Source organism: Nocardioides eburneus, assembly GCF_040838215.1.
Classification (GTDB): Bacteria; Actinomycetota; Actinomycetes; order Propionibacteriales; family Nocardioidaceae; genus Nocardioides; species Nocardioides eburneus.
In genome coordinates, this window is record NZ_JBFPJR010000002.1 from 64761 (window position 1) to 88707 (window position 23947).

General features: G+C 70.7%; 17 protein-coding genes. 4 read left to right on the forward strand and 13 right to left on the reverse strand.

Annotated elements, in window-relative coordinates:
• Positions 1 to 35: 35 nt before the first annotated feature.
• From AB3X52_RS01425 to AB3X52_RS01435, 3 genes are all read right to left on the reverse strand, one after another.
• Positions 36 to 782 carry a Stf0 family sulfotransferase gene (locus tag AB3X52_RS01425; RefSeq protein ID WP_367990913.1) on the reverse strand — a complete coding sequence of 249 codons (747 nt, stop codon included), beginning with the start codon at positions 780 to 782 and terminating at the stop codon, positions 36 to 38.
• Positions 783 to 880: 98 nt separating this feature from the next.
• Entirely contained in the window at positions 881 to 3085 is a 2205-nt protein-coding gene (locus AB3X52_RS01430) for a GT-D fold domain-containing glycosyltransferase (protein ID WP_367990914.1), read from the reverse strand.
• 140 nt (positions 3086 to 3225) lie between these two features.
• The gene (locus tag AB3X52_RS01435) at positions 3226 to 6423 is read right to left on the reverse strand and encodes a CDP-glycerol glycerophosphotransferase family protein (protein WP_367990915.1); all 3198 of its coding nucleotides are present in this window, start codon (positions 6421 to 6423) and stop codon (positions 3226 to 3228) included.
• 181 nt (positions 6424 to 6604) lie between these two features.
• Between AB3X52_RS01435 and AB3X52_RS01440 the strand changes: the two genes are divergently transcribed.
• Entirely contained in the window at positions 6605 to 7483 is an 879-nt protein-coding gene (locus tag AB3X52_RS01440) for an HhH-GPD family protein (RefSeq protein WP_367990916.1), read from the forward strand.
• Between the two features lie 127 nt (positions 7484 to 7610).
• Here the strand turns inward: AB3X52_RS01440 and AB3X52_RS01445 are convergent, their stop codons facing one another.
• The 8 genes from AB3X52_RS01445 to AB3X52_RS01480 form a co-directional block, all read right to left on the reverse strand.
• Positions 7611 to 10193, reverse strand: coding sequence for an ATP-dependent Clp protease ATP-binding subunit (locus AB3X52_RS01445; RefSeq protein WP_367990917.1), 2583 nt, complete (start codon positions 10191 to 10193; stop codon positions 7611 to 7613).
• A gap of 214 nt (positions 10194 to 10407) precedes the next feature.
• Positions 10408 to 10734, reverse strand: a complete 327-nt coding sequence (locus tag AB3X52_RS01450) for a histone-like nucleoid-structuring protein Lsr2 (protein ID WP_367990918.1) — start codon at positions 10732 to 10734, stop codon at positions 10408 to 10410.
• 133 nt (positions 10735 to 10867) lie between these two features.
• A complete protein-coding gene (locus AB3X52_RS01455; RefSeq protein ID WP_367990919.1) occupies positions 10868 to 11659 on the reverse strand; it encodes a type III pantothenate kinase in 792 nt (263 codons plus the stop codon).
• Positions 11660 to 11662: 3 nt separating this feature from the next.
• Positions 11663 to 12592: a carboxylating nicotinate-nucleotide diphosphorylase gene (nadC, locus tag AB3X52_RS01460; RefSeq protein WP_367990920.1), complete on the reverse strand. Its 930-nt coding sequence runs from the start codon at positions 12590 to 12592 to the stop codon at positions 11663 to 11665.
• Positions 12589 to 14268 carry an L-aspartate oxidase gene (locus AB3X52_RS01465; protein ID WP_367990921.1) on the reverse strand — a complete coding sequence of 560 codons (1680 nt, stop codon included), beginning with the start codon at positions 14266 to 14268 and terminating at the stop codon, positions 12589 to 12591. Before AB3X52_RS01465 ends, nadC begins: the two co-directional genes overlap by 4 nt.
• 10 nt (positions 14269 to 14278) lie before the next feature.
• Positions 14279 to 14701 (reverse strand): aspartate 1-decarboxylase, encoded by a 423-nt coding sequence (gene panD / locus AB3X52_RS01470; RefSeq protein ID WP_367990922.1) that lies wholly within the window; start codon positions 14699 to 14701, stop codon positions 14279 to 14281.
• Positions 14701 to 15585: a pantoate--beta-alanine ligase gene (gene panC / locus AB3X52_RS01475; RefSeq protein ID WP_367990923.1), complete on the reverse strand. Its 885-nt coding sequence runs from the start codon at positions 15583 to 15585 to the stop codon at positions 14701 to 14703. Before panC ends, panD begins: the two co-directional genes overlap by 1 nt.
• Positions 15582 to 16517: a Rossmann-like and DUF2520 domain-containing protein gene (locus AB3X52_RS01480; protein ID WP_367990924.1), complete on the reverse strand. Its 936-nt coding sequence runs from the start codon at positions 16515 to 16517 to the stop codon at positions 15582 to 15584. The genes panC and AB3X52_RS01480 overlap by 4 nt, the downstream gene beginning before the upstream one ends.
• Before the next feature lie 217 nt (positions 16518 to 16734).
• On the opposite strand from AB3X52_RS01480, the gene AB3X52_RS01485 reads away from it, so the two are divergent.
• Entirely contained in the window at positions 16735 to 17415 is a 681-nt protein-coding gene (locus AB3X52_RS01485) for a sulfotransferase family 2 domain-containing protein (protein WP_367990925.1), read from the forward strand.
• A gap of 82 nt (positions 17416 to 17497) precedes the next feature.
• Here the strand turns inward: AB3X52_RS01485 and AB3X52_RS01490 are convergent, their stop codons facing one another.
• Entirely contained in the window at positions 17498 to 18295 is a 798-nt protein-coding gene (locus AB3X52_RS01490) for a sulfotransferase family protein (RefSeq protein ID WP_367990926.1), read from the reverse strand.
• Between the two features lie 81 nt (positions 18296 to 18376).
• Here AB3X52_RS01490 and AB3X52_RS01495 point away from each other — a divergent pair, with 81 nt between their 5' ends.
• Both AB3X52_RS01495 and AB3X52_RS01500 read left to right on the forward strand, forming a co-directional pair.
• Positions 18377 to 21880, forward strand: coding sequence for a bifunctional glycosyltransferase/CDP-glycerol:glycerophosphate glycerophosphotransferase (locus AB3X52_RS01495; protein WP_367990927.1), 3504 nt, complete (start codon positions 18377 to 18379; stop codon positions 21878 to 21880).
• Positions 21881 to 21915: 35 nt separating this feature from the next.
• Positions 21916 to 22995, forward strand: coding sequence for a glycosyltransferase family 2 protein (locus AB3X52_RS01500; protein WP_367990928.1), 1080 nt, complete (start codon positions 21916 to 21918; stop codon positions 22993 to 22995).
• 100 nt (positions 22996 to 23095) lie between these two features.
• Here AB3X52_RS01500 and AB3X52_RS01505 read toward each other — a convergent pair whose 3' ends face one another.
• Positions 23096 to 23944 carry a class I SAM-dependent methyltransferase gene (locus AB3X52_RS01505; RefSeq protein ID WP_367990929.1) on the reverse strand — a complete coding sequence of 283 codons (849 nt, stop codon included), beginning with the start codon at positions 23942 to 23944 and terminating at the stop codon, positions 23096 to 23098.
• Positions 23945 to 23947 lie beyond the last annotated feature (3 nt).

Genomic DNA, 23947 nt, shown 5'->3' on the forward strand with positions numbered 1-23947 from the left:
TCGCCGGCGCGTGATCTGATCCGCGGCGCGGCGCGTCATCCTTCTTGCTCCGACAGGTAGCGTTCCCGCCATTCACGATTGAGGGAAGTGGCCTGCCGCTCCGTGCGAGATGGTGGAATCGAATCCGGCACGCGCACGCCGAGAGCGCGCGCAACCGCCGCGACAACACCTGGCTGATCGGCAAGCATGTCTTCGTAGACGACCACCAGCGGGTCGATCCCCGATTCCCGGAAATAGGCGTCCCAGGCCTCTTCCTGCTTCGTCAGGTCATCGACGGCTCCCTGAATCGACTCGAAGTCGTAAACCGGCTCGCCGGAAGCCTCATGGAAGCTGATCCACGCCTTCGTCTGCCGAGCGATCACGAGCGACACCGCTTGCGAAACGACGTCTCTTCTCGTGATGCGGATCCACGACTGGACATCGAGCTCGGACATCAGCTCATCGTCGTGGCGCGTTCGGTCGAAGTGTGGCCAATGAGCCTTGAACCCGAACCATCCATTGGCAGACGTGCGCTTGGACTTGACCTCGCGAATCGTGTCTGCGGGCGAGGCCGTGCCGAGCAGTCGTTGCCACGTCGCCAGATGCTTCGGGTGGATGTACTCCAGTGGCGACCCCAACGACCCTGTCGACCAGAGCATGTGTCCGAGCATGTGGCTGCCAGATCGGGGCATCGACGCGATGGCGTACGTCTTCACCGGGCCGTAGTAGCTGGGCTGGTCGTACTCGGGACCGAACTGGTCCCACGTCGCCGACGCCTTGTCTGCACTCGCGTCTTCAGTCATCGCTCTCACTGGTTCCTGATCCAGACATCCGGGGCACGCCAGCCCCCACGGTGCGTGATCTCCTACCCTTCATGATGGGGCGCTCCCGCGACCGGTCGTCACGAAGTGCGGGAGATCGGATTGTCCTCAGGGCGCTGCCTACCGGCGTACACGTGGTCGTAGCTGGCGCTGAGGTGGCCTACGTCCAGCGCTCGAATCCCGGCGCGGTGCAACCTCCGGGCGAGCACCGTTGCGGCGGGCCCGAGCGCGATGAGCGCGACGTCATAGGCGTCGCCAGACGTCACCACATCCACCACGCGGTCGATGTCGGAGTAGGCGTGAGTCGCCTTCGATTCGATGAGCGTGACGGAAGCCGCCGAGGAGTACAACGTGGAGTCGACGTCGGCCCGGGAGCCCGAGCCGGCGATCAGGGCGACACGCTTGCCCGCCCACACCTTCTGCCACAGCGTGACGGCGTCGTCACGCAGGAAGATGAAGGCCGCTGGGCGGGTCACGTGACTGTTGAGGAAGGTGCCGCGCTCAGGCGTGCGCAAGCGAAGTTGCGGCCATAGCTCGGACCACACGCCGGTCCAGTGCGGGTCACGGAAAACCTGTGGGAAACCGATCTCAAGGCCCGGCTCATCAGCGCTCCGGAAGACATCGAGCAGCTCGCGCTGGAGTTCCGGGCTGTTGCGCTGGAACGCCAGATCGAAGTCCGGTCGGAGCATGAGCCGAAACTCGCCGTCGCCGAACCTTGCCAGCGAGCAGTCGGTGGTGGCTAGCCGACGGAGCGTTTCGAGCATCGTGAGCTGACGCGTGTTGACGAACTCCTGCACCTCGGTCATCGTCTCGGCCGAGGCCGACAGCCTGAGTGAGTCGATCATCTTGCGCTGCTTCTTGAGCTCGGCGTGCATCGCCTTGACCGACGCGGTGGTCTCCCGGACCGCCGACACCAACGTGTCAATATCGGCGCTCGAGACTCTTGCGCCCGCAGGTGCAGGATCGGCGGCCGAGGACTTCGCCGGCACTGCGGGAGTCCGAGTCCCGAGGCTCCGGGCAGCAGTGACCAGACGTGGGCGACGGCGCGGCAGGAGCGGCGGCTCGAACGGCTGACCCGCTTGCGGGCCGACCGGCACCGGAAACGCCTCGTGGAGCGCGTCGAGGGAGATCTGAAGCTCCGGCAGCGTGGCCGCGGCGCCCATGGCCGCGAGGTCGAGCGCGGCGATATCGGCGGAGGCGACGTCGCGTGACGCGACCCGCGAGTCGAGAGTCGAGAAGAAGTCCGCGAACTTGAACGTGTCACCGGCGAGCGGATGATCCTCGACCCGCAGCCACAGCCACGGCACCCCGTAGGCCTGAGCGATGATCGCCCCGTGGAGCGACGTCGCCACGCACGCTTGCGCGCCCGCGATCCGGTCGATCACGCGCTCCAGGTTCTCCGCGACGTCGACGATGTCGACACATGGTGGGCCCTCGTCGGGAAAGTACCTCTTGTGGACGTAGTGCGGGACTACGGCGACGCCCGCCGGCACCGAGGCGGGCGTCGGCGTGTAGAAGCGAGGCAGCAGGAGCCCCGGGTCGCCATAGACCTCGGGAACATCCCAGCCGAGTTCTCTCATGAGTTCCAGGCGGGTGCACTCTCCCCGCACCGCATGCACACGCACATCGCTGCGCTTGCGCAGCCTCTCGAGTGTCTCCCCCTCCAGCGGTGCCATCAGACCTGCACCCCAGACATCGACATTGTTCCGGTCGACGTAGCCGATGATGGAGCCCACGGCATACAGCGCCGGCTTCACGCGGCGCCGACGGCGCGCGTTGACGGGTTGCGCCCCCGAGATCCGCTGCACGAGCCACGGGCCGATCGCATCGCCGAAGTTCGCGCGCTCATCCCACCAGTAGACCGCGGTCTCATCCCTCGTGAGTGCCGGCGCCTTCTCGTCGCCGATGGGCGTGGATCGGACGGCGCGGTTGAGCCACCGCGCCCAGCGGGCGGCGAGAGCGGCACCCTCCAGGACCTCGCGGCGCCGCGGGTTCCTACGTATCTCCATGCGCGCCAGGACGTGACGTTCGGACAGATCCGCCAGGAGCGTGGCCTTGCCGATCAACGCGTTGCGCAGCGCGCGCCGGCACTCGGGACTTTCGCCCGTCACTGAGATGACGAGTTCCCCGAGACCCACAACGATGTCGATCTCCCACCGATGGCCTCGCGCGCCGCCGGTGACGGCGGCGCCGTGGGATCGGGGCGTGGCGGCGATGCGCGGCCGGTCGGCGAGATGACGGGTGAGCGCGCCCACGAGCACCGCCGGGGTCTGGGATGGGTTCATCAGGAGCAATCCTCGTTGGCGGGAGATCGCGCCTCATATGCGCGACACAGGCAGGGATCTTATGGGGACGCCCGGACGGCTACGCCGAGACGGCCAGATCTCGTCGAGCGCAATCTGGCGACCGCGGAGCGCCCGTGCGGTCAACGGCCGAGCAGATCGTCGACCACCCGCGCGGCGGAGCCGCCGTCGTCCAGCGGCCCGAACCGCTCGACGAAGGCATCCGTCTTGGCGGCGTACGTCTGCCGCAGGCCCTCGAGGTCGTGCAGCGCGCCCACCAGCTCCTCCTGCGAGCGCAGGATGGGGCCGGGCGCCTCCTTCTCGAAGTCGAAGTAGAAGCCGCGCACCTGGGTGCCGTACTCCTCCAGGTCCGGGCAGTAGAAGAGCAGCGGACGCTTGGTCAGCGCGAAGTCGAACATCGTCGAGGAGTAGTCGGTGATCAGCGCGTCCGCGGCCGCCATCAGGTCCTGCGCGTCCTCGTAGCCGGTGACATCCACGATGCGGTGGCGTAGCTCTTCCGGGACGAGCGCGCTCCGTCCTGAGACATGGTGGGCGCGGACCAGGAAGACCATGTCGTCGGGCAGCTGCGCCGCGAGCTGGTGGTAGTCCAGACCCGGTCGGAAGACGTACCTGTTGCCCTGCCGGGCATTGTCGCGGAACGTCGGGGCGAACAACACCACCCGCGCGTCCTCGGCCACGCCGAGACGCGCCCGCGTCGCCGTACGCCGCTCTGCGAGATCGGCACCGACCAGGACGTCGTTGCGCGGGTAGCCGAGCTCCAGCACCTCGCCGGTGAACCGGAACGCGGAGCGGAAGCGCTCGCTGGCGTACGGGCTCGGCGAGAGCAGCGCACTCCAGTAGCCGGACTGCCGCGTCATCCGCTCCAGATAGCCGGGCAGGCGGCCCTCCTGGCTGAGCGCATCGTGCTGCATCCGCTTGAGCGGCGTTCCGTGCCAGCTCTGCAGATAGAACGTGCGCTTGCTCGGGCGGACGTCGACGCCGAGATTCTGGTCGGAGACCCAGTAGCGCGCCCGACCGAGCTCCCAGTAGTACCGCGGGGTGCGCGGCTCCACCTTGCGGGTGGAGAGGTCGGCTGGCCGGAAGGTGCTGGTCGACGACCAGACCGTGCGCAGCCGAGTCCCGCGCCGGACGAGCTCCTCATAGATGGCGCGCGGGTTGCCGGCGTACTGGTGTCCGTTCCCGCTCTCGAAGACGACCGTCCGAGAGCGCGGCGTCGCGCGCGCGACCGCCATCAGCGCGCGCATGGCCGGCTGGTAGGCCGCACTCTTGCGGAACCGCGTGTAGAGCCGGCCGGACGCCTCGGAGGCACGCACGCGCGCCGCGAGCGCGCGCAGGCCCCCGGAGTCCTTCACCGAGTCATAGACCCGGGCGCAGTTCTCCCGGTCCTGATGATCGACCCAGCGCTGGATCCCACGCGCGTTCTCCTCGGGCATCGGGAAGCCGGCCTGCCAGCCGCGCTCCACCTCGGCGAGCAGATCGTCCGCGAACGCGGTCACGTAGCCGGGAAGGTCCGAGACCGGGTCGAGGTGGGACGGGTGCTTGCCGAGGAACCGGTCGCGGTCGAACTGGAAGTAGTAGACCGGCCGTCCCTGCAGCGCGAAGTCGAACCCGACCGAGGAGTAGTCGGTGATCAGCGCCCGATGCTCCCGCATCAGGTCCTGGACGCCCCGCTCACCCTGCCGGAGCACGGTCACGCCGTCGGGGGCCTCGAAGAGGGCGGTGTGGTGGGCGAGGTTCGGGTGCAGCATGAACGTGATCCGCTCGCCGGCGTTCAGCAGCCGCTTGATCCGCTCGTCGTGCAGCAGGTCGCGCCAGCGCTCCAGGAACTCGCTCTCGACGAAGAACTCCGGCCGCAGCAGCCACTCGCGCCAGGTCGGGATGATGAGGATGCCGTGTGGGTCACCACCCGGGGACAGCAGGCGGTCGAAGCGCGGCAGGCCCGTCACGCGGACCTGGCTGGGCTGGTAGCCGAAGTCGTTGATGATCATCTCCCGCTCGCGCGCGGAGCTCACGTGGAACACGTCGCAGCGGAAGTCGGAGCTGCGGCGGCCGTAGTTGGCCACCATGTTCTTCATCCCCATGATGCCGTGCTGCAGGAAGACGCGGATGCCGCTGGCGTGACGGACCAACTGCGGGTCGGGGCTGGGCAGGAGATACTGCGGCAGGTGCGTGGAGACCAGACGCGTCGCCAGCAGCGAGTAGCGCACGTGCTCTCGGGAGCCGCGGACCACTACGTTGCCCAAGGCCTCGAGCCGCTCCCGGTCGGGCGAGTCGGCGGTGATGACGTAGTAGGCGCGCCGGTCCGGGTGGTTCTCCCGCACCCAGCGGAAGAAGTGATAACCGTTGTCCTGAGCACGGTCGGGCAGCTCCCCGACGAGCCAGACGCCGGCGAAGCGCCGCGCGACCGGCATCAGCCACGCCCACCGCAGCCCGCGCCGGAGCGCCTGGAACGCGCCCGGCTCGAAGTGGTCGACCTTCAGGCTGATCCGGGATCCCTTGAAGGTGAGGTAGGGGACGTAGTGGCTGGTTCGCTCGGGGGTGAACACCGTCATCGGCCGCAGCGAGCTCGTCGGGTCGTCGCTCGGCAGCCGGAGGTTGAGGCGCCGTTCCTCGCCCTGGTCGTCGACCAGCGAGGCGTGGATCGGGATGTACTCGCTGTCGGCGGGCAGCTGCTCGGTCACCGTCGCCATGTCGACCGTGGCGGACAGCTGGTAGACGAGACGGCCCTGCTCCCCTTGGAGCGCCACGTGGTCCGCCGTGATCGTCATCGGCACGCTCACGTTGACGCCCGTACGCCGGTCGGTCAGCACCAGTGCCGCCTCCGACAGCGCCCGGTCGCCCTCGGCGCGCAGGCCGACCTCGATGGCGGTCCCGCGCGGGCGGAAGGCGACCGTCCGCACCGCCAGCCGGGCCGGCGGCAACTCGTCCGCCACTGCCAGCAGGATGTTCCCGAGGTGGCTGATCTCGACCCGGACCGACGCACCGTTCACCGTGGTCGCCAGCGTCCGCATCGGCCGCTCGGTCACCGCAGCGCGACCGAGCTTCCGCACGATCGTCTCGCCGGTCGGGCTGATGTTCTCGATCAGGAGGTTGATCTTGCCGTCGCCGGGTTCACGATGGTCGACGACCTGACGCAGGTCCACCACCGACTGGTACATGAACTCCGGGTCCGGGCACTTCTCGACCGGGAAGCGCAACCGGAAGTCGCGGCCCCACGGCGAGGCCAGCACCCCGGTCATCTCGACGGCTCTCGTCATGGAGTAGCGGACCCGGAGGTCGTGGCCCTCCATGTCGAACGCGAACCGTTCGATGACGTTCATCTACCCTCCCGAGCGAAACTGCTGGCGACGCGCAGGTTACCTTCTCGTGCCGCGTGGACCGCACCCAGGCGACGGCTGTGACCGCAGGGCCCTCGACTAGATTGACTGGTAACCCCAACCGGCCCTCGTCAACGCGCCGTCAAGGAGAGACCCCATTGCCCTGGGCGAAGCAGACCGTCCGATGACGGCTCCGGCGACCCTGCACGAGCGCATCCTGGACTGGTACGACGACCACGCCCGCGACCTGCCCTGGCGGGAGCCGTCGGCGTCCGCCTGGTCGGTGATGGTGAGCGAGTTCATGCTGCAGCAGACACCCGTGGCGCGGGTCCTGCCCGTCCACGAGGCGTGGCTCGAGCGCTGGCCGACGCCGGCAGCCCTCGCGGCCGAGCCGAGCGGCGAGGCGGTCCGGGCGTGGGGACGGCTCGGCTATCCCCGCCGGGCGCTCCGCCTCCATGCCGCCGCCCAGGCGATCGTCGAGCGCCACGGCGGCGAGGTCCCCAGCGCGTACGACGCTCTCCGGGCGCTCCCCGGCGTCGGGGACTACACCGCGGCCGCCATCGCGGCCTTCGCGTTCCGAGCGCGCCACGTCGTGCTCGACACCAACGTCCGCCGGGTCTTCGCCCGCGTCCTCGGCGGGACCGAGCTGCCCACGCCGTCGGTCACGAAGGCGGAGCGTGAGCTCGGCGCCTCCGTGCTCCCCGAGGACCCCGAGACGGCCGCCACCTGGTCGGTCGCCGTCATGGAGCTCGGCGCCCTGGTCTGCACCGCCGCCAAGCCGGGCTGCGCCCGTTGCCCCGTGGGCGACCGCTGCGCCTGGCAGGCGGCCGGCCGGCCGGCGTACGACGGACCCGTGCGGAGGCCGCAGGCCTGGGCCGGCACGGACCGGCAGTGTCGCGGCAGGCTCCTGGCCGTCCTGCGCGAGAGCACCGGCCCCGTGCACCGCAGCGCCCTCGACGCCGTCTGGCCGGACCCCGTCCAGCGCGAGCGGGCCCTGGCGGGCCTCCTCGAGGACCGGCTGGCCGTCCAGGTCGGGCCGGACACGTTCACCCTGCCGGGGTAGTCCGGGACACACGCGTCGGTCTACTCGTCAGTAACCGACCGAACGGTCCCGGACCAGCTGCCGCCGGAGACGACGAGCGCCCCGGCCCTTGCGGACCGGGGCGCTCTGGGGCTGACCAGGGGACGGATCAGTCGTTGTCGCCGGACTTGCCGAGGTCGACGGGGCCCTCACCCGAGCCGGTGTCGCCCTCGCCCTCACCGACGTTGGCCGTCTCGAACGGCGGCAGGTCGGGGATGGTCGAGCGCTTCTGACCGGTGAAGGTGAAGGACGCCGACGGTCCCTCGCTGTCCACGTCGACGAGCACGATCTCGCCGGGGCCGACCTCGCCGTAGAGCATCTTCTCGGCGAGGGTGTCCTCGATCTCGCGCTGGACCGTACGACGCAGCGGGCGGGCGCCCAGCACCGGGTCGAAGCCGCGCTCGGCGAGCAGCTTCTTCGCCGCCGGCGTGAGCTCGATGCCCATGTCGCGGTCCTTGAGGCGCGACTCCACGCCCGAGATCATGTTGTCGACCATCGAGATGATCTGCTCCTGCGAGAGCGGCGGGAAGACGATGACCTCGTCGACACGGTTGAGGAACTCGGGCCGGAAGTGCTGCTTGAGCTCCTCCTGCACCTTGTTCTTCATCCGCTCGTAGGAACCGGCCGCGTCGCTGGCCTGCTGGAATCCCAGATTGACCGACTTGGCGATATCGCGGGTGCCGAGGTTGGTCGTCATGATGATGACGGTGTTCTTGAAGTCCACGACCCGGCCCTGAGAGTCGGTGAGCCGGCCCTCTTCAAGGATCTGCAGCAGGCTGTTGAAGATATCGGGGTGGGCCTTCTCGACCTCGTCGAAAAGCACGACCGAGAACGGCTTGCGGCGCACCTTCTCGGTGAGCTGGCCGCCCTCCTCATAGCCGACATAGCCCGGAGGCGAGCCGAAGAGACGGGAAACGGTGTGCTTCTCGCCGAACTCCGACATGTCGAGCTGGATCAGCGCGTCCTCGTCACCGAAGAGGAACTCGGCGAGCGTCTTGGACAGCCACGTCTTCCCCACACCGGAGGGGCCGGCGAAGATGAACGAACCGCCCGGACGCTTCGGGTCCTTGAGACCGGCACGCGTGCGCCGGATGGCGCGCGAGAGGGCCTTGACCGCCTCGTCCTGGCCGATGACCCGCTTGTGGAGCTCGTCCTCCATCTTGAGCAGCCGGGTCGACTCCTCCTCGGAGAGCTTCACGATCGGGATGCCGGTCGCGACGGCGAGCACCTCGGCGATGAGTTCCTCGTCGACCTCGGCGATCTCGTCCATGTCACCGGCACGCCACGACTTCTCGCGCTCGGCCTTCTTCGCGATGAGCTGCTTCTCCTCGTCGCGAAGCTTGGCCGCCGCCTCGAAGTCCTGGCCGTCGATGGCGGCCTCCTTGCGCTGACGCACGTCGGCGATCTGCTCGTCGTACTCCCGCAGGTCGGCCGGGGCCGTCATCCGCCGGATCCGGAGCCTCGAACCGGCCTCGTCGATCAGGTCGATGGCCTTGTCGGGCAGGAACCGGTCGGAGATGTAGCGGTCCGCGAGGGTCGCCGCCGAGACGAGCGCCTCGTCGGTGATCGTCACGCGGTGGTGGGCCTCGTAGCGGTCGCGGATGCCCTTGAGCATCTCGATCGTGTCGGCGATCGACGGCTCGGGCACCTGGATCGGCTGGAAGCGGCGCTCGAGCGCGGCGTCCTTCTCGAGGTATTTGCGGTATTCGTCGAGGGTGGTCGCGCCGATGGTCTGCAGCTCACCGCGGGCCAGCATCGGCTTCAGGATCGAGGCCGCGTCGATCGCGCCCTCGGCCGCGCCGGCGCCGACGAGGGTGTGGATCTCGTCGATGAACAGCACGATGTCGCCGCGGGTGCGGATCTCCTTGAGCACCTTCTTGAGGCGCTCCTCGAAGTCACCGCGGTAGCGCGAGCCCGCGACCAGGGCGCCCAGGTCGAGCGTGTAGATCTGCTTGTCCTTGAGCGTCTCGGGGACGTTGCCGCGGACGATGTCCTGCGCCAGGCCCTCGACGATCGACGTCTTGCCGACGCCCGGCTCTCCGATGAGGACCGGGTTGTTCTTGGTGCGCCGCGATAGCACCTGCATCACGCGCTCGATCTGTTGAGCACGACCGATGATCGGGTCCAGCTTGCCCTCCCGCGCGTCCTGCGTGAGGTTGCGGCCGAACTGGTCGAGCACCAGCGAGCTGGACGGCGTCTCCGAGGAGCTGCCCGACGTCGCGGCGGAGCCGGACTGCGACGTACCTTCCTTGCCCTGGAAGCCCGAGAGCAGCTGGATGACCTGCTGGCGAACCCGGTTGAGGTCGGCGCCCAGCTTCTGCAGCACCTGGGCCGCGACACCCTCGCCCTCCCGGATCAGGCCGAGCAGGATGTGCTCGGTGCCGATGTAGGAGTGGCCGAGCTGCAGCGCCTCGCGCAGGGACAGCTCGAGCACCTTCTTGGCGCGGGGTGTGAAGGGGATGTGACCGGACGGGGCCTGCTGACCCTGGCCGATGATCTCCTCGACCTGGGCGCGGACCGCCTCGAGAGAGATGTCGAGCGACTCCAGCGCCTTGGCGGCCACGCCCTCCCCCTCGTGGATGAGCCCGAGCAGGATGTGCTCCGTGCCGATGTAGTTGTGGGAGAGCATGCGGGCCTCTTCCTGGGCCAGCACGACCACCCGGCGAGCTCGGTCTGTGAACCGCTCGAACATGCGCATCGCTCCTCAAACTAGCGGGGCGACCGCCGCACGGATCCTCAGTGACCCGGTCGACGGTCTCGAGGGGTACAACCCCTCTGACAGCCTACGCGTTCCGCCCAGCCACCCCGCACTCGTGCGCTGAGAGCGAACACGCTCGGCGCGGCAAGGGCCCGGACATGCCTCGACAGGCCCGGGCAGCCGGTCGCCGGGCCTGTCGATGCGTGGGTCAGTGAGCGGCGTCGTACGCCGAGCGCACCTCGGCCGGGATCCGACCGCGGTCGGGCACGGTGTGACCGTTGTCGCGCGCCCACTCGCGGACGTCCTTCGCGCTGGGGCCGCCGGCAGACGGCGTACGCCGCCCAGCGCTCCGCCGCGCCGCGGTCACCTTGCGCGCGTGGCCGATGTAGACACCGAGGGCGTCACGAAGCTTCGCGGCATTGGCGTCGTTGAGATCGATCTCGTAGCTGACCCCGTCGAGCGAGAACGAGACGGTCTCGCTCGCCTCCGAACCGTCGAGATCGTCCTCGAGAATGATCTGCACCTTCTGCGCCATCGGGCTTTCCTCCGTGTCCCAAGGTCGACCCAATGGCCGACGAATTCCGTGGAATAGCGTCGCCAGCATGACACACCACGACTCGGCCGGGAAACGCCCACCAAGATAATGGGCCAATTCTTTGGGAAAAGCCTCAGCTGTTTCGCCGGAAGACGAGTTCGAGACCCTGGAGCGTCAACCACGGCGAATGCACGGTGAAACACGTGCATTCGCCGACCACGAGCGGAGCCAGATATCCCGTCGCGATCACATTCACCGACTCGGTGGAAACGTCGAGATCGGCGATCATCCGCGCGACGATCCCCTCGACCTGCGCCGCGACGCCGAAGACCATGCCGGACTGCAACGCCTCCACGGTGTTCTTCGCGATCACCGACCGGGGACGCGCGAGCTCCACCTTGCGCAGCTGCGCCCCGCGTCGACCCAACGCCTCGAGGGACACCTCGATCCCCGGCGCGATCGCACCGCCGACGAACTGGCCGGCCGCGGAGACGACGTCGAAGGTCGTCGCCGTCCCGCCGAAGTCGACGACGATGGCCGGCCCGCCATGCAGCCGCGCCGCAGCCAGGGCGTTGGCGATCCGGTCCGTGCCGACCTCACGCGGGTTGTCCATCAGGATCGGCATCCCGGTCCGCACGCCAGGCTCGACGATGACGTGTGGCACCTGGGGCACGGTCGGCATCTGGCCGGCCCGGCGGGTGAGCATGTCGCGCCACTCGTGCAGGACCGCCGGCACGGTCGCACAGACGACGATCCCGTCGACCTCGTCCCAGCGGTCGGCCAGGAGCCCACGCAACAGCACCGGCCACTCGTCGGAGGTGCGGCGCTCGTCGGTCATCACCCGCCAGTCGGCCAGCACCGCACCGTCCTGGACGAGGCCCAGGATGGTGTGGCTATTGCCGATGTCGACGGCGAGCAGGGGCATCCCTCAGCCCTCGCTGAGATCCAGACCCAGGTCGAAGACCCTGACCGAGTGTGTGAGCGCACCGACCGAGATGTAGTCGACGCCCGTCTCGGCGACCTCGCGGGCGCGCTCGAGGGTGAGACCACCCGACGCCTCGAGGAGGGCACGGCCGGCCGTCACCGCGACGGCCTCGCGCATCTGGGCGGTCGTCATGTTGTCGAGCAGGATGCGGTCGCAGCCGGCGTCGAGCAGCTCCTCGAGCCCCTCGAGGTCGTCGATCTCGACCTCGACCGGCAGATCGGGGTAGGCCTCACGGACCGCTGTGTAGGCGGCGACGACGCCGCCGGCGGCCACCACGTGGTTGTCCTTGACCAGCGCCATGTCGGCGAGCGAGGAGCGGTGGTTGACGCCGCCACCGCAGCGGACGGCGTACTTCTCCAGCGCGCGGAAGCCCGGCAGGGTCTTGCGCGTGTCGAGGACCTTCGCGCCGGTGCCCTCGAGGGCCGCCACCCAGCGGGCCGTCGCGGTCGCGACACCGGAGAGGTGGGAAGCGTAGTTGAGGGCCGTGCGCTCGGCGGTGAGAAGCCCGCGGGTGGGACCCGCGACGCGCATGACGACGTCTCCCGGACGGACGCGGGTCCCGTCGGGCACGCGGTCGGTGATCGTCACGGTGTCGCCCATGACGTAGCAGAAGACCAGGGCGGCGACGCCGAGGCCGGCGACGACGCCCTCCTCACGGGCCGCGAAGACACCGACGCCGGTCGCCTCCGCGGGGATCGTCGCGGCGGAGGTGACGTCCTCGGCCGGCATCTCGCCGGCGGACGCCGGCGGGAGGTCCTCGTCGAGGGCGAGCTCGACGGCGTCGTACACCGCCCCGGCGTCGAGCCCCGCGGCGGTCAACTCGGCGACGAGCTCCTCCGGCAGCCGGTCGAACGAGACACGCTGGATGGTCACGAGGCTCCTCCATCGGTGGCGGGTGCGGCGGTGAACGTCACGGACACGGTGTCGGACCTGGCGGCGGACCGGTCGCCGTCGGCCCCGGTCAAGACCACGTCGATGTGGCCGGCGAACCTGGCGTCGTCGCGGTCGGGGAAGTCCTCACGCCAGTGGGAGCCGCGGGTCTCCTCGCGGCGGCGGGCGGCTTCGGCGAGCGCCGCGGAGATGGTGAGCAGGTTGGTCGTCTCCCAGGCGTCCGGGTCGATCGCGGCGGCCGGGGTGTCGGCGATCTTCGCGAGCGCCTCGATCGCGCGTGAGAGGCCCTCGGCGCTGCGCAGCACGCCGGCGCTCGCCGTCATGATCTCCTGGATCTCCTTGCGTACGTCGCCGGCGACCAGCCCCACCGAGCCCGACTGCGCGACCGGCTGGCTGAGCGGGCGCAGCTCCGTGGGGAGGACCTGCGCGATCCGGCGGGAGAACACGAGCCCCTCGAGCAGCGAGTTGGAGGCGAGCCGGTTGGCGCCGTGGACACCGGAGCAGGCCACCTCGCCGGTCGCGTAGAGCCCGGGGACCGACGAGCGGCCCCACAGGTCGGTCGCGACCCCGCCGGAGGCGTAGTGGCAGGCCGGCGCGACCGGGATGAGGTCGATGGCCGGGTCGATGCCGTGCGACTCACAGGAGGCGAGGATCGTGGGGAACCGCCGCTCCCAGAAGTCCCGGCCGAGGTGGCGGGCGTCGAGCCACATGTGGGGCCGACCGGTCTCGAGCATCCGCTTCATGATCGCCTTGGACACGATGTCGCGCGGGGCGAGGTCGGCGAGCTCGTGGACGCCCTGCATGAAGCGCCGACCCTCCCAGTCGACGAGGACGGCGCCCTCGCCGCGGACCGCCTCCGAGATGAGGGGCTGCTGCCCCCGCGAGTCAGGCCCGAGGTACATCACGGTCGGGTGGAACTGCACGAACTCGAGGTCGCGCAGACGCGCACCGGCGCGCAAGGCGATCGCCATGCCGTCGGCGGTCGAGACGGCCGGGTTGGTGGTCTGCGAGAACACCTGGCCGAGGCCGCCGCTGGCGAGGACCACGGCACGCGCCCGGACCAGGCCGACGCCGTCGGCGTCGCCCTCCCCCATCACGTGGATCGTCAGACCGGCCACGCCACCGTCCTCGGCGGTGACGAGGTCGACGACCATGGCGTGCTCGAAGACGAGGATCTCCGGCGCCCGTTTGACCGCTCCGATGAGCGCGCGCTGGATCTCGGCACCGGTCGCATCGCCGTTCGCGTGGGCGATGCGGTCGCGGTGGTGGCCGCCCTCCCGGGTGAGCGAGAGGTTGCCCTCCGGGTCCTTGTCGAAGTTCGCGCCCCAGTCGATCAGCTCCTGGACCGCGTCGGGCCCCTCGGTGACCAGCACGCGCACGGCCTCGGCGTCGCACGCGCCCGCACCGGCGACCAGGGTGTCGACCTCGTGCTGCTCGGGGGTGTCCTCGGGACCGAGCGCAGCGGCGATGCCGCCCTGTGCCCACTGGGTGGAGCCGGCGGCGAGGACGTCCTTGGTGACGACTGCGATGCGCTCGACCTGGTCGCGCAGGCGCAACGCCGCGGTCAGGCCCGCGATGCCGGAGCCGACGACGATCACGTCGACCCACTCGGTCCAGCCCGGGTCGCGGGCGGCGAGCAGGCCCGGAAGAGAACTCACGGGCGGCAGGCTACGCCCGGACCAGCGCGTCCCCGCGCAGCTGGTCGCTGCCCGGAACGGGCTCGGCCGCGTCGGAGCCGAGGTGGACGATCCGGTTGAGACCGTCGACGTGCACGACGTGGGGCTTCAGCTCGCGCGCCTCCTCGGTCGTCATCTGCTGGTAGGCGATGAGGATGACGAGGTCGCCGGGGTGGACGAGGTGGGCGGCGGCGCCGTTGATCCCCAGGACGCCGGAGCCGCGCTCGCCCGCGATCGTGTAGGTCTCCAGCCGGGCACCGTTGGTGATGTCGACGATCGACACCAGCTCGCCGGGAAGGATGTCCGCGGCGTCGAGCAGGTCGGCGTCGACGGTCACCGAGCCGACGTAGTGGAGGTCAGCCTGGGTCACCGTCGCGCGGTGGATCTTGCCGGTCATCATGGTGCGCAGCGCCATCAGTGGTTCGTCTCCTGGGCGGCGCCGATCGTGAGCGCCATGTTGTCGATCAGGCGGGTGGTGCCGACGCGCGCCGCGATCAGGATGCGCGCCTCGGTCCCCGGCGGGACCTCCTCGGGCAGGTCGCCGAGGCCGGGGTCGGTGAGGACGAGGTAGTCGAGGTCGACGCCCTGGGAGGCCCGGAGCTCGGCCCGGGCGGCGTCGAGCGCGGCGTCGACGCCGTACGACGCCTCGTTGCGGGCCGCGAAGAGGGCCCGGCTGAGCGTGGTCGCCGCCAGCCGCTCCTCGGGGTCGAGGTAGCGGTTGCGGCTCGAGAGCGCGAGTCCGTCGTGCTCGCGCTGGGTGGGCGCGCCGACGACGTCGACGCCCTGGCACAGGTCGGCCGACATCCGCCGGACCAGGGTGAGCTGTTGGTAGTCCTTCTCCCCGAAGACGGCGACGTCGGGACGGACCAGCCCGAAGAGCTTCGCGACGACGGTCAGCACGCCGCGGAAGTGTCCGGGACGGGTGCGGCCCTCGAGGGTCTCGGCCACGGGGCCGGGGTCGACGGCGACCTGCGGGAGGCCGCCGGGGTAGACCTCGTCGACGCTCGGCGCGAAGACGATGTCGACGCCCTCGTCGGCGCAGACCGCGAGGTCGGCGTCGAGCGTCCGCGGGTAGCGGTCGAGGTCCTCGCCCTCCCCGAACTGGAGCGGGTTGACGAAGATCGAGACGACGACCGGACCGGTGCCGACCTTCTCGCGGGCGACGCGCATCAGGCTGGCATGGCCCTCGTGGAGGGCACCCATCGTCGGCACCAGGGCCACCTCGTGACCCTGCGCCCGGGCGTCCTGCAGCAGCGCGGCGAGCTCCTCCCGGGTGCTCGCCAGGTGGGGACCGGTCATCGATACTCGCGGACGGGGACGGGCTGCGACGCCTCCGCGGCGTCGAGCAGCCGGCTGATCTTCTGGGCCCTGATCGGCAGCAGGCGACCGTCCGCGAGCACCCGGTCGAGGGTGGCGCGCGCCATGGCGACGTACGACGGCAGCGTCTGCGGCGCGTTGGCGACGATGTCCTCGAGGTGGGCCGCGACGGTGCCGGCGTCGCCGCGCACGATCGGGCCGGTGAGGGCAGCGTCGCTCTGGGTCAGGGCGTTCTCCAACGCGGCGTTCAGCAGCGGTCGCAGGGTGCCGGCCGGGTCGCTCGCACCGGCCGCCGCCAGGATCTCCATGGCCTCGGTCACCAGCGTGACCAGGTGGTTGGCGCCGTGTGCCAGACCGGCGTGGTAGAGCGTCCGCATCTCCTCCGGCACCCACATCGGGCGGCCGCCGAGGTCGGCGACGAGCGCCTCCGCGAACACGCGGTCGGCGGGAGTCGCGGCGGTCAGACCGAACACGCAGCCCTCCCCTGCGGCCGCGCCGAGCCGGTCGAGGTCGACGGCGGTGCCGGTGAAGGTCATCGCCGGGTGGAGGGCGACCGCGTGAGCGCCGGCGGCGGTCGCCGGCGCCAGCACCGCGAGGCCGTGACGGCCGGAGGTGTGGACGACGTACTGCCCCTCGTGGAGCGCCCCGGCGTCGGCCAGCGTCGTCACGACGTTGGCCAGCATGTCGTCGGGGACGGTGAGGAGGAGAACCTCGCAGGAGCGCGCGACGGCGGTCGGCTTCGCGACGGTGACACCCGGCAGGAGCGCCGCGATCCGGCCGCGCGAGGCCTGCGACTCGCCGGCGACCGACACGATCTCGTGGCCCGCCGTGCGCAGGGCGGAGGCGAGGACGGCACCGACGCGCCCGGCGCCGATGACACCGACGCGACGGCGCGCCGGGAGGGGGTGAACCATGTGCTGACCTTTCGTTCCAGTCCCTCCGACCACCCGGCGGGGGCCGGGCCGGGGTGGGTACCGGACGTTGTGCCTGCGGTGCGGGGGATCGCACCGCCGTCAACGGTACTTCCGGCGTCACACGGGCGAAACATCGTCGGCGGTGGCGTGGGTCACACGCGCCCGCCGCGTCCCGCCACGTCGCCTCGTGCCCGGCGCACGCCCTTAGGGTTGCGCCGTGCCCATCTTCACCAAGGACGACCGGTCGGTGCTCTTCGTGCACGTGCCGAAGACCGGCGGGACGAGCCTCGAGCGGCTGATGATCCGGGCCGGATGGTCGATGGGCCTGCACGCGACGCCGACGACCGAGCCGCGGGAGCACTTCCGGATGCGGCGCTGCTCGCCCCAGCACTACCACGGCGCCATCCTGCGCGAACTGCTCCACGTCCGCCGCTTCGACCTCTGCTTCCTCGTGGTGCGCGACCCGATCGCACGCTTCCGCTCGGAGTACGCCTTCCGACGCAACGAGCCGGACGCGGGCACCGCCGAGGCGGTCAACCGGTGGGCGACCGACTCCTTCGACCGGCTCCCGGTGAGCCCCTACCTGCGCGACAACCACCTCCGCCCGCAGCACGAGTTCCTCGTGCCCGGCGCACACGTCTACCGGCTCGAGGACGGTCTGGAGGCCATCGCCGACCACCTCAACGCCGAGTTCGACCTCGGCATCGAGCGATCCATCCGGCGGTTCAAGCACAGCGGGACCGAGGACACCCTCGCCAGCAGCGCGGTCGAGGTCGACGTGGCCCTGGAGGCCCGGCTGCGGGAGGTCTACGCCACCGACTTCGCCGTCTTCGGGTACGACGCCGGCCCGGTGCCGCCGGCGGACGTCCCGCCCCACACGCTGCACCGGCTGGACTGACTGCCGATCCTCGGGTCGTCAGACGTGTCTGGTGCGTCTGACGACCCGAGGTCGACGACCCGAGGTCGCGGATCGCACGCGGTCAGTAGCTGTGCTGCGTCTCCATGACGGCGCGCAGCCGCGGCTCGTCGTACTCCTCGCCGAGCCAGTCGAAGAGCCCGCGCAGCGCCCCGACGTCCGCGACATAGTCGTCGAAGTGGACGCGATAGGCGGCGTCGCCGAGCGCGTCGGCGGCCGCGAGCTGGAGCTTCTCGATCCGCGCGACCTCGACGAGCTGGGCGTCACGGTCCCGGTCGGCCCAGCCGCCGCCCTTCTTCTGCCAGCTCGCCACGACCTTCTCGTGGTCGCGTGTGTTGAACACGAACCTGGCGCCCGGGAAGAGCAGGCGCAGGAACTCGAGGTAGTCGACGAGATCGGGGCTCTGCCACCGGATCTCCTTGAAGCCGGTGACGCGGGTGTCGGGCTCGGGGCGGAGGAGGGTGTCGAGCACCAGCGCGCGCAGCTCGCGCAGGGCCTGCTGGCGGGGATAGCCGTCGAGGCCGAACCAGGGGTCTCTCGCCGTGGTCGGCGTCGGCCGGGGGCGCGACTGGGGCCGCTCGGTGATGAGCTTGTGGTGCTGGAAGAGCGGGTAGACCGACCCGGCGTTCTCGCCGCGGATCAGCCAGCCGGGGATGGAGTCGAGCAGGCCCTGGAGGAGGGTCGAGCCGCTGCGACCGTAGGTGACGATGAAGACGAAGGAGAGGTCCTCGCGCGCGGGCCGGGTCAGGTTTGCGACGCGGCGCTCCAGCCGCTCGACCCGGGCGGCGAGCTCGTCGCGCTGCTGCACGACCCGCGCGACCCCCGGCGTACGTCGGGCGATCCGCCCTGCCACGCTCCTCATGCGCCCCCGTCCGGTCCAGTCCACGGCCGCCGTCACATTACACTTCTGGTTCGCACCGTCTTCCCCGGAGGGTTCCTGGCCTTGACTCGCTCGCAGACCGCTCGACGCCTCGGCTCCCGAGTCAAGCGGGCGGCCCGCAGCGGTCCCCGGCGCGTGGCTCGCGCGGTCGGCTACCGGCCGCGGCCCGTCCTGAGCGTGGTCATGCCGGTCTACAACGTGAAGCACTGGGTCGGCGCGGCGCTCGACAGCGTCCTCGGCCAGTCGCTGCGCGACCTGGAGGTCGTGGTCGTCGACGACGGCTCGACCGACGGCTCCGCCGACGTGCTCCGTGACTACGCCGCGCGCGACGACCGGGTGCGCGTCGTACGCAAGGAGAACGCGGGGCTGGGCGCGGCGCGCAACACCGGCCTCGAGCACGTCCGCGGCAGGTACGTCGCGTTCGTGGACTCCGACGACCTCGTCTACCCGGGCTCGTACGCCGCCATGGTGGACGTCTTGGAGCGCAGCGGCTCCGACTTCGCGACCGCCGCGTTCGAGCGGGGCGTGGAGGGCTCGGCGACGCGGCCGCGCTGGGTCAAGCGGCTGACCCGGTCGACGCGCACCGGCCTCACGATCGCCGACGAGCCGTGGGCGCTGCTCGACATCACGTCGTGGAACAAGGTCTTCCGACGCTCGTTCGTCGAGAGTCACGGGCTCCGCTTCGACGAGGGCGTGCGCTACGAGGACCAGGTCCCGATCACCCGCGCCTACCTGTCGGCGAGGTTCGACATCCTCGACCGGACCGTCTACCTGTGGCGCACCCGCCACGACGGCACCTCGATCACCCAGCAGAAGGCCACCCTGGCCGACCTGTCGGACCGTCTCCGCAGCCAGGAGGGCTGCGCCCGGCTCGTGCGTGACGCGTCTGCCCAGATCCGCGAGACCTGGTACGTCAAGCTGCTCGACTACGACCTCCCGAGCTATGTCGAGGCGGCCCTGTCGGGCACCGCCGACTACGCCGACGCGGTCCGCACGCGGCTCGCCACGCTGCGGACCGAGGTCCCGGAGGACGTGTGGCGACGCATCCAGTTCCGCAACCGCGTGGTCTCGTGGGCGCTCAGCCACGGGGACCTCGACCTGGCGCTCGAGCTCAAGACCTGGTTCCAGCGGCAGTGGTGGGGCCTGCCGGTGGCCGTCGAGGAGGGCCATCCGGTCTTCGTCCTCCCACCCGAGCTCGAGTCCGGCTCCCTGCCGGGCTGGGCCCATCGCGTCGAGCAGGTCGACGCCCACCCCCAGGTCCATCTCCTCTCGGTCGCGTGGGAGGGCAGCGAACTGGTCCTGCGCGGTGCGGCCTACCTCCTCCACGTCACCGACGACTACGCGCCCCACCAGCTGGCCGTGCACGTCCGCAGCGACGACGGCGGGGTGGACATCGACCTTCCCGTCACGCGCTCTGTCGACCGCCGGATCGACGAGGTCGCGCAGCGCGCCTTCGAGGACCGCTCGACGTCGGGCTTCGAGGCGCGCATCGACGCGCAGAAGCTGGCCGAGATCGTGCCGCCCGGCCAGCACGACCTCCACCTGTCGTTCGTCCAGAGCCAGGGCACGTTCCGGCAGGAGTCCGACATCACCGCCGTCGTCGGCATGGGGCCAGGAGGCAACCGCGACGGTCGCGTGGTCGCCGACCGGCTCGTCCGGCTGACCGGCAACACCGAGATCGGCCACCGGCTCTGCGTGCACGACCGGTGGGCCGTCACCGCCGGTCACCGCGAGACCGCTGACGGACACGTCGAGCTCACCGTGGCGGGCCCGCTCACAGATCCGGTGGTCGACCTCGACGCCGGCACGCCGGTCGGTCGGGACCCGAACGCCGGGACCCTCACCGTGCGGCTCGAGCCGGGTCGCTCCGACATCCTGCGCGCCCGGCTCCGCTCCGGCGACGCCCCCGAGGTGCTCTGGCTCGAGGAGCCGAACCTCCTCGGCCACAGCGCGGACGATGCGGGGCTCGGTGCCTACGTCGGACGTGGGCCCGGTCAGCGCGTGCGCGTGGCCGACCGTCGACCGGCGGTGCTCGTGACGGGGGTCGACGTCGACCCCGACGACCCGAGCGCCCTCCTACTGCGGGGCCGGAGCCTGGGAGCCGCCGGCCTGCGGCTCGCGCTGGCGAGCCACCGGGCCGCCGGCGTACCCACGACGCAGCTGCCGGACGGCGAGCTCACCGTCCGGCTCCCGGTCGTGCGGGAGGTCTGGAGCCTCGGGCCGACGGGACTTCCGGCGGGCCGCTACACGCTGCGCCTGCTGGGGCCGGACGGTCCGCTCGCCGACGCCGACGTGAAGGTCGCGACCAGCCTGCGGGAGACCGCGCCGCTCGATGTCACGCTCGGCGAGCAGCCGCTCCGCCTCGGCGTCTCCGGCTCCTGGAACCTCCTGGTGGTGAGCTCCGCGCTGCCGCCTGGGTCGGGCAGCGCGCGCGAGCAGCAGCGCCTGCGGGAGCGGTACGCCGTCGCGCGGACCGAGCCGCGGCTCCCGGTCGCCCTCATCGAGACGTTCAAGGGGAAGATGGCGGGCGACTCCCCGGCCGCGATCGCGCGCGAGCTGCAGTCCCGCGACGGCGCGCCCGAGCCGGTGTTCAGCGTCGACGACCTCTCCGTGGCCGTGCCGCCGGGCGTCCGCACCGTCGTCCGGTTCGGCCCGGAGTGGTTCGAGCTGCTCGCCAGGGCCGCCTACCTCGTCAACAACGACAACTTCCCGGGCTTCTTCCACAAGGCCGACGACCAGGTCTACCTCCAGACCTGGCACGGCACCCCGCTGAAGCGCATCGCGAAGGACATCGACGACCCGCAGCTGATCCCGGTCGCCTACATGAGAACCATGGACGAGGAGGCGGCCGCCTGGGACTACCTGCTCTCCCCGAGCCCCTACGCCAGCAAGATCCTGCCGCGCGCGTTCGGGTACGACGGTCCGCTGCTCGAGTTGGGCTATCCGCGCAACGACGCGCTGCTGGTGGCCGACCGTGACCGGGTCCGGCAGGAGGTGCGCGCCCGCCTCGGCATCGCGGACGACGCTCGGGTGGTCCTCTACGCCCCCACCTGGCGCGACATCGACGCCAAGATCCTCCATCTCGACCCCGCTCGGATCGTCGACGAGGTGCCCGATGTGACGCTTCTCGTCCGCGGCCACGTCAACACGGCCGACAACGACGCGATCGGGCCGGCGGCGCGCGGCCGGCTCCGCGACGTGACCCTCTACCCGGACATCAACGACCTCTTCCTGGCCAGCGACGTGCTCGTCACCGACTACTCGTCGGTGATGTTCGACTTCGCCCTCCTCGACCGGCCGCAGCTCTTCCTCGTCCCCGACCTGGAGGAGTACCGCGGCGAGGTGCGCGGCTTCTACGTCGACCTCGAGGAGATCGCGCCCGGGCCGCTGTTGCCGGACGACGACGCCCTCATCGCCCACCTCCGGCAGGGCCCGGCGGCCGACGAGCCCTACCGCGAGGCCCGCGCCAGCTTCCGCGAGCGGTTCGCCCCGTGGGACGACGGCCACGCCACCGCCCGCGTCGTCGACCGCGTCTTCGGCGCGGCCGACTCCGACAGCCGCCCATGAGGCCCTGGCGGCGGCGTACGCCACGGTCCGCGGCCATGATCGGCGTCGTGGTGCCGGCGTACGACGTCGCAGCGCTCCTGCCCGCCTGCCTCGACAGCATCCTGGCCCAGACCCACCGCGACCTCCACGTGGTCGTCGTCGACGACGGCTCCCCCGACGCGTCCGGCGAGATCGCCGAGGCGTACGCCGCCCGGGACTCCCGTCTGACCGTCGTCCACACCGCCAACCAGGGACTCGGGGCGGCCCGCAACGAGGGCCTGCGCCACGTCACCGGCGACTACCTGGCCTTCGCCGATTCTGACGACGTCGTTCCGCCGACCGCCTACGCGACGATGCTGGCGACCCTGGCGCGGACCGGATCCGACTTCGTCACCGGGTCGATCGTCTGGTGGCAAGGCGAGGAGCTGACCGAGCCGGGGTGGATGCAGCGCTTCCACAACCCCGCGCGGCTCGCGACCACGGCCGCCGACCACCCGCGGATCCTGGGCGACGTGTTCGCCTGGAACAAGCTCTACCGGCGTACGTTCTGGGAGGCCGCCGGCCTCTCCTGGCCTGAGGGGGTGCGCTATGAGGACCAGCCGACGCTGACCCGCGCCTACCTCGGCGCGACCGCGTTCGACGTGGTCCCCGACCTCGTCTACCACTGGCGGATCCGGGCCGACGGGACCTCGATCACGCAGCAGCGGTCGTCGCTGGCCGACCTCCGCGACCGCCACCTCACCAAACGGATGTCGCTCGACAGCGTCGAGGCGTACGTCGCCGGTGGCGGCCCTGCGCACGTGCGCGAGACCTTCCTGCGCGAGGTCCTGCCCGGGGACCTGCACCGCTACTTCGTCGAGATTCCCGGCTGCACCGACGCGTGGTGGACGCTGCTCGTCGCAATGGTCCGCGACCTGTGGTCGGGCCGCTCCCTCGCCGACACCACGATGACGCCCGTCCAGCGGCTGACCGGCTGGCTCGTCGAGCACGACCGGCGCGACCAGGCCACGGCGGTCATGACCTGGGTCGCCGAGCACCGCCGGCCGCTGCCCCGCAGCACGGACGGCGCGTACGTCGAGGTGCCGGGCGTCGACCTGTCCGACGTGGACCCCCTCGCGCGTCGGGCGTCACCGTGACGTCTCGCAAACTGTCACGGTGACAGTTTGCGCTGTGGGTGACAGTCCCGAACTTTCGCCCACAGCGCTACGTGTCACGGTGACACTTTGGCTGGCTGCCTCAGCCCCGGCGCTGCGAGATGCGGCGTGCGACTCCCGCCTTCACGCGCTTGCCGAGGTCGAGGACGTCCTCGGTGATCGGCCGGGGCTGTGTGGAAGCAGCGCCGGTGGCACGCGCGGCACGCCAGGCCTTCGTCTCCGCGGGCGTCATCCGGGTGTACTCCATCATCACCTGGCCGGCCGGGTGTCCCCAGTCGCCGAGGTAGCGGACCTTCCACGGCGAGAAGGAGGCGACCCACTCGAGGTCGCTGCGGAAATACCAGAACACGTTCTTCTCGGTGAACATCGGCTTCTGACGCTTGGCGTTGAAGACCATCCCGATGCGGGTGTCGTCGGGCTTCTCGAAGAAGGTGGCGTAGAACTTCCCGCCGGGCTTCATCACCATCGCGAGCCGGAAGAGGCAGAGCCGCATGTGGTTGAGCGAGACGTGGGTGAAGACCGACTGCGCGAGCGCGTAGTCGAACCTCGTGCCGTCGAACTCGGCGTAGAAGCGGTCGCTGACCCGCAGGTGGCCGACCGGGGTCTTCGCGCGCTGCTCGTCGTCGAGCTCGTGGTCGTAGCCCGCCTGGATCACCGACTGGTTGGCCTCGATGCCGTAGTAGTTGCCGGCGTCGAGGTAGTCGATGAAGTGGCGCCCGGCCCGGAAGGCGCCGCAGCCGACGTCGAGCAGCGTGTGCTGCGGCTCCAGGCCATGCGACCGGAGGAACTCGACCTGGCGCTGGCCGTGGGTGTCCCACACGCCACCGACGTAGGTGCGATGGGCGCCGGCCTCGATCTCCTCCGCCGACAGCTCCAGCCCGGAGTAGTCCGGTTCGTAGGCGACGGCCTCGTCGTACCGCTGAATGGTCACTGC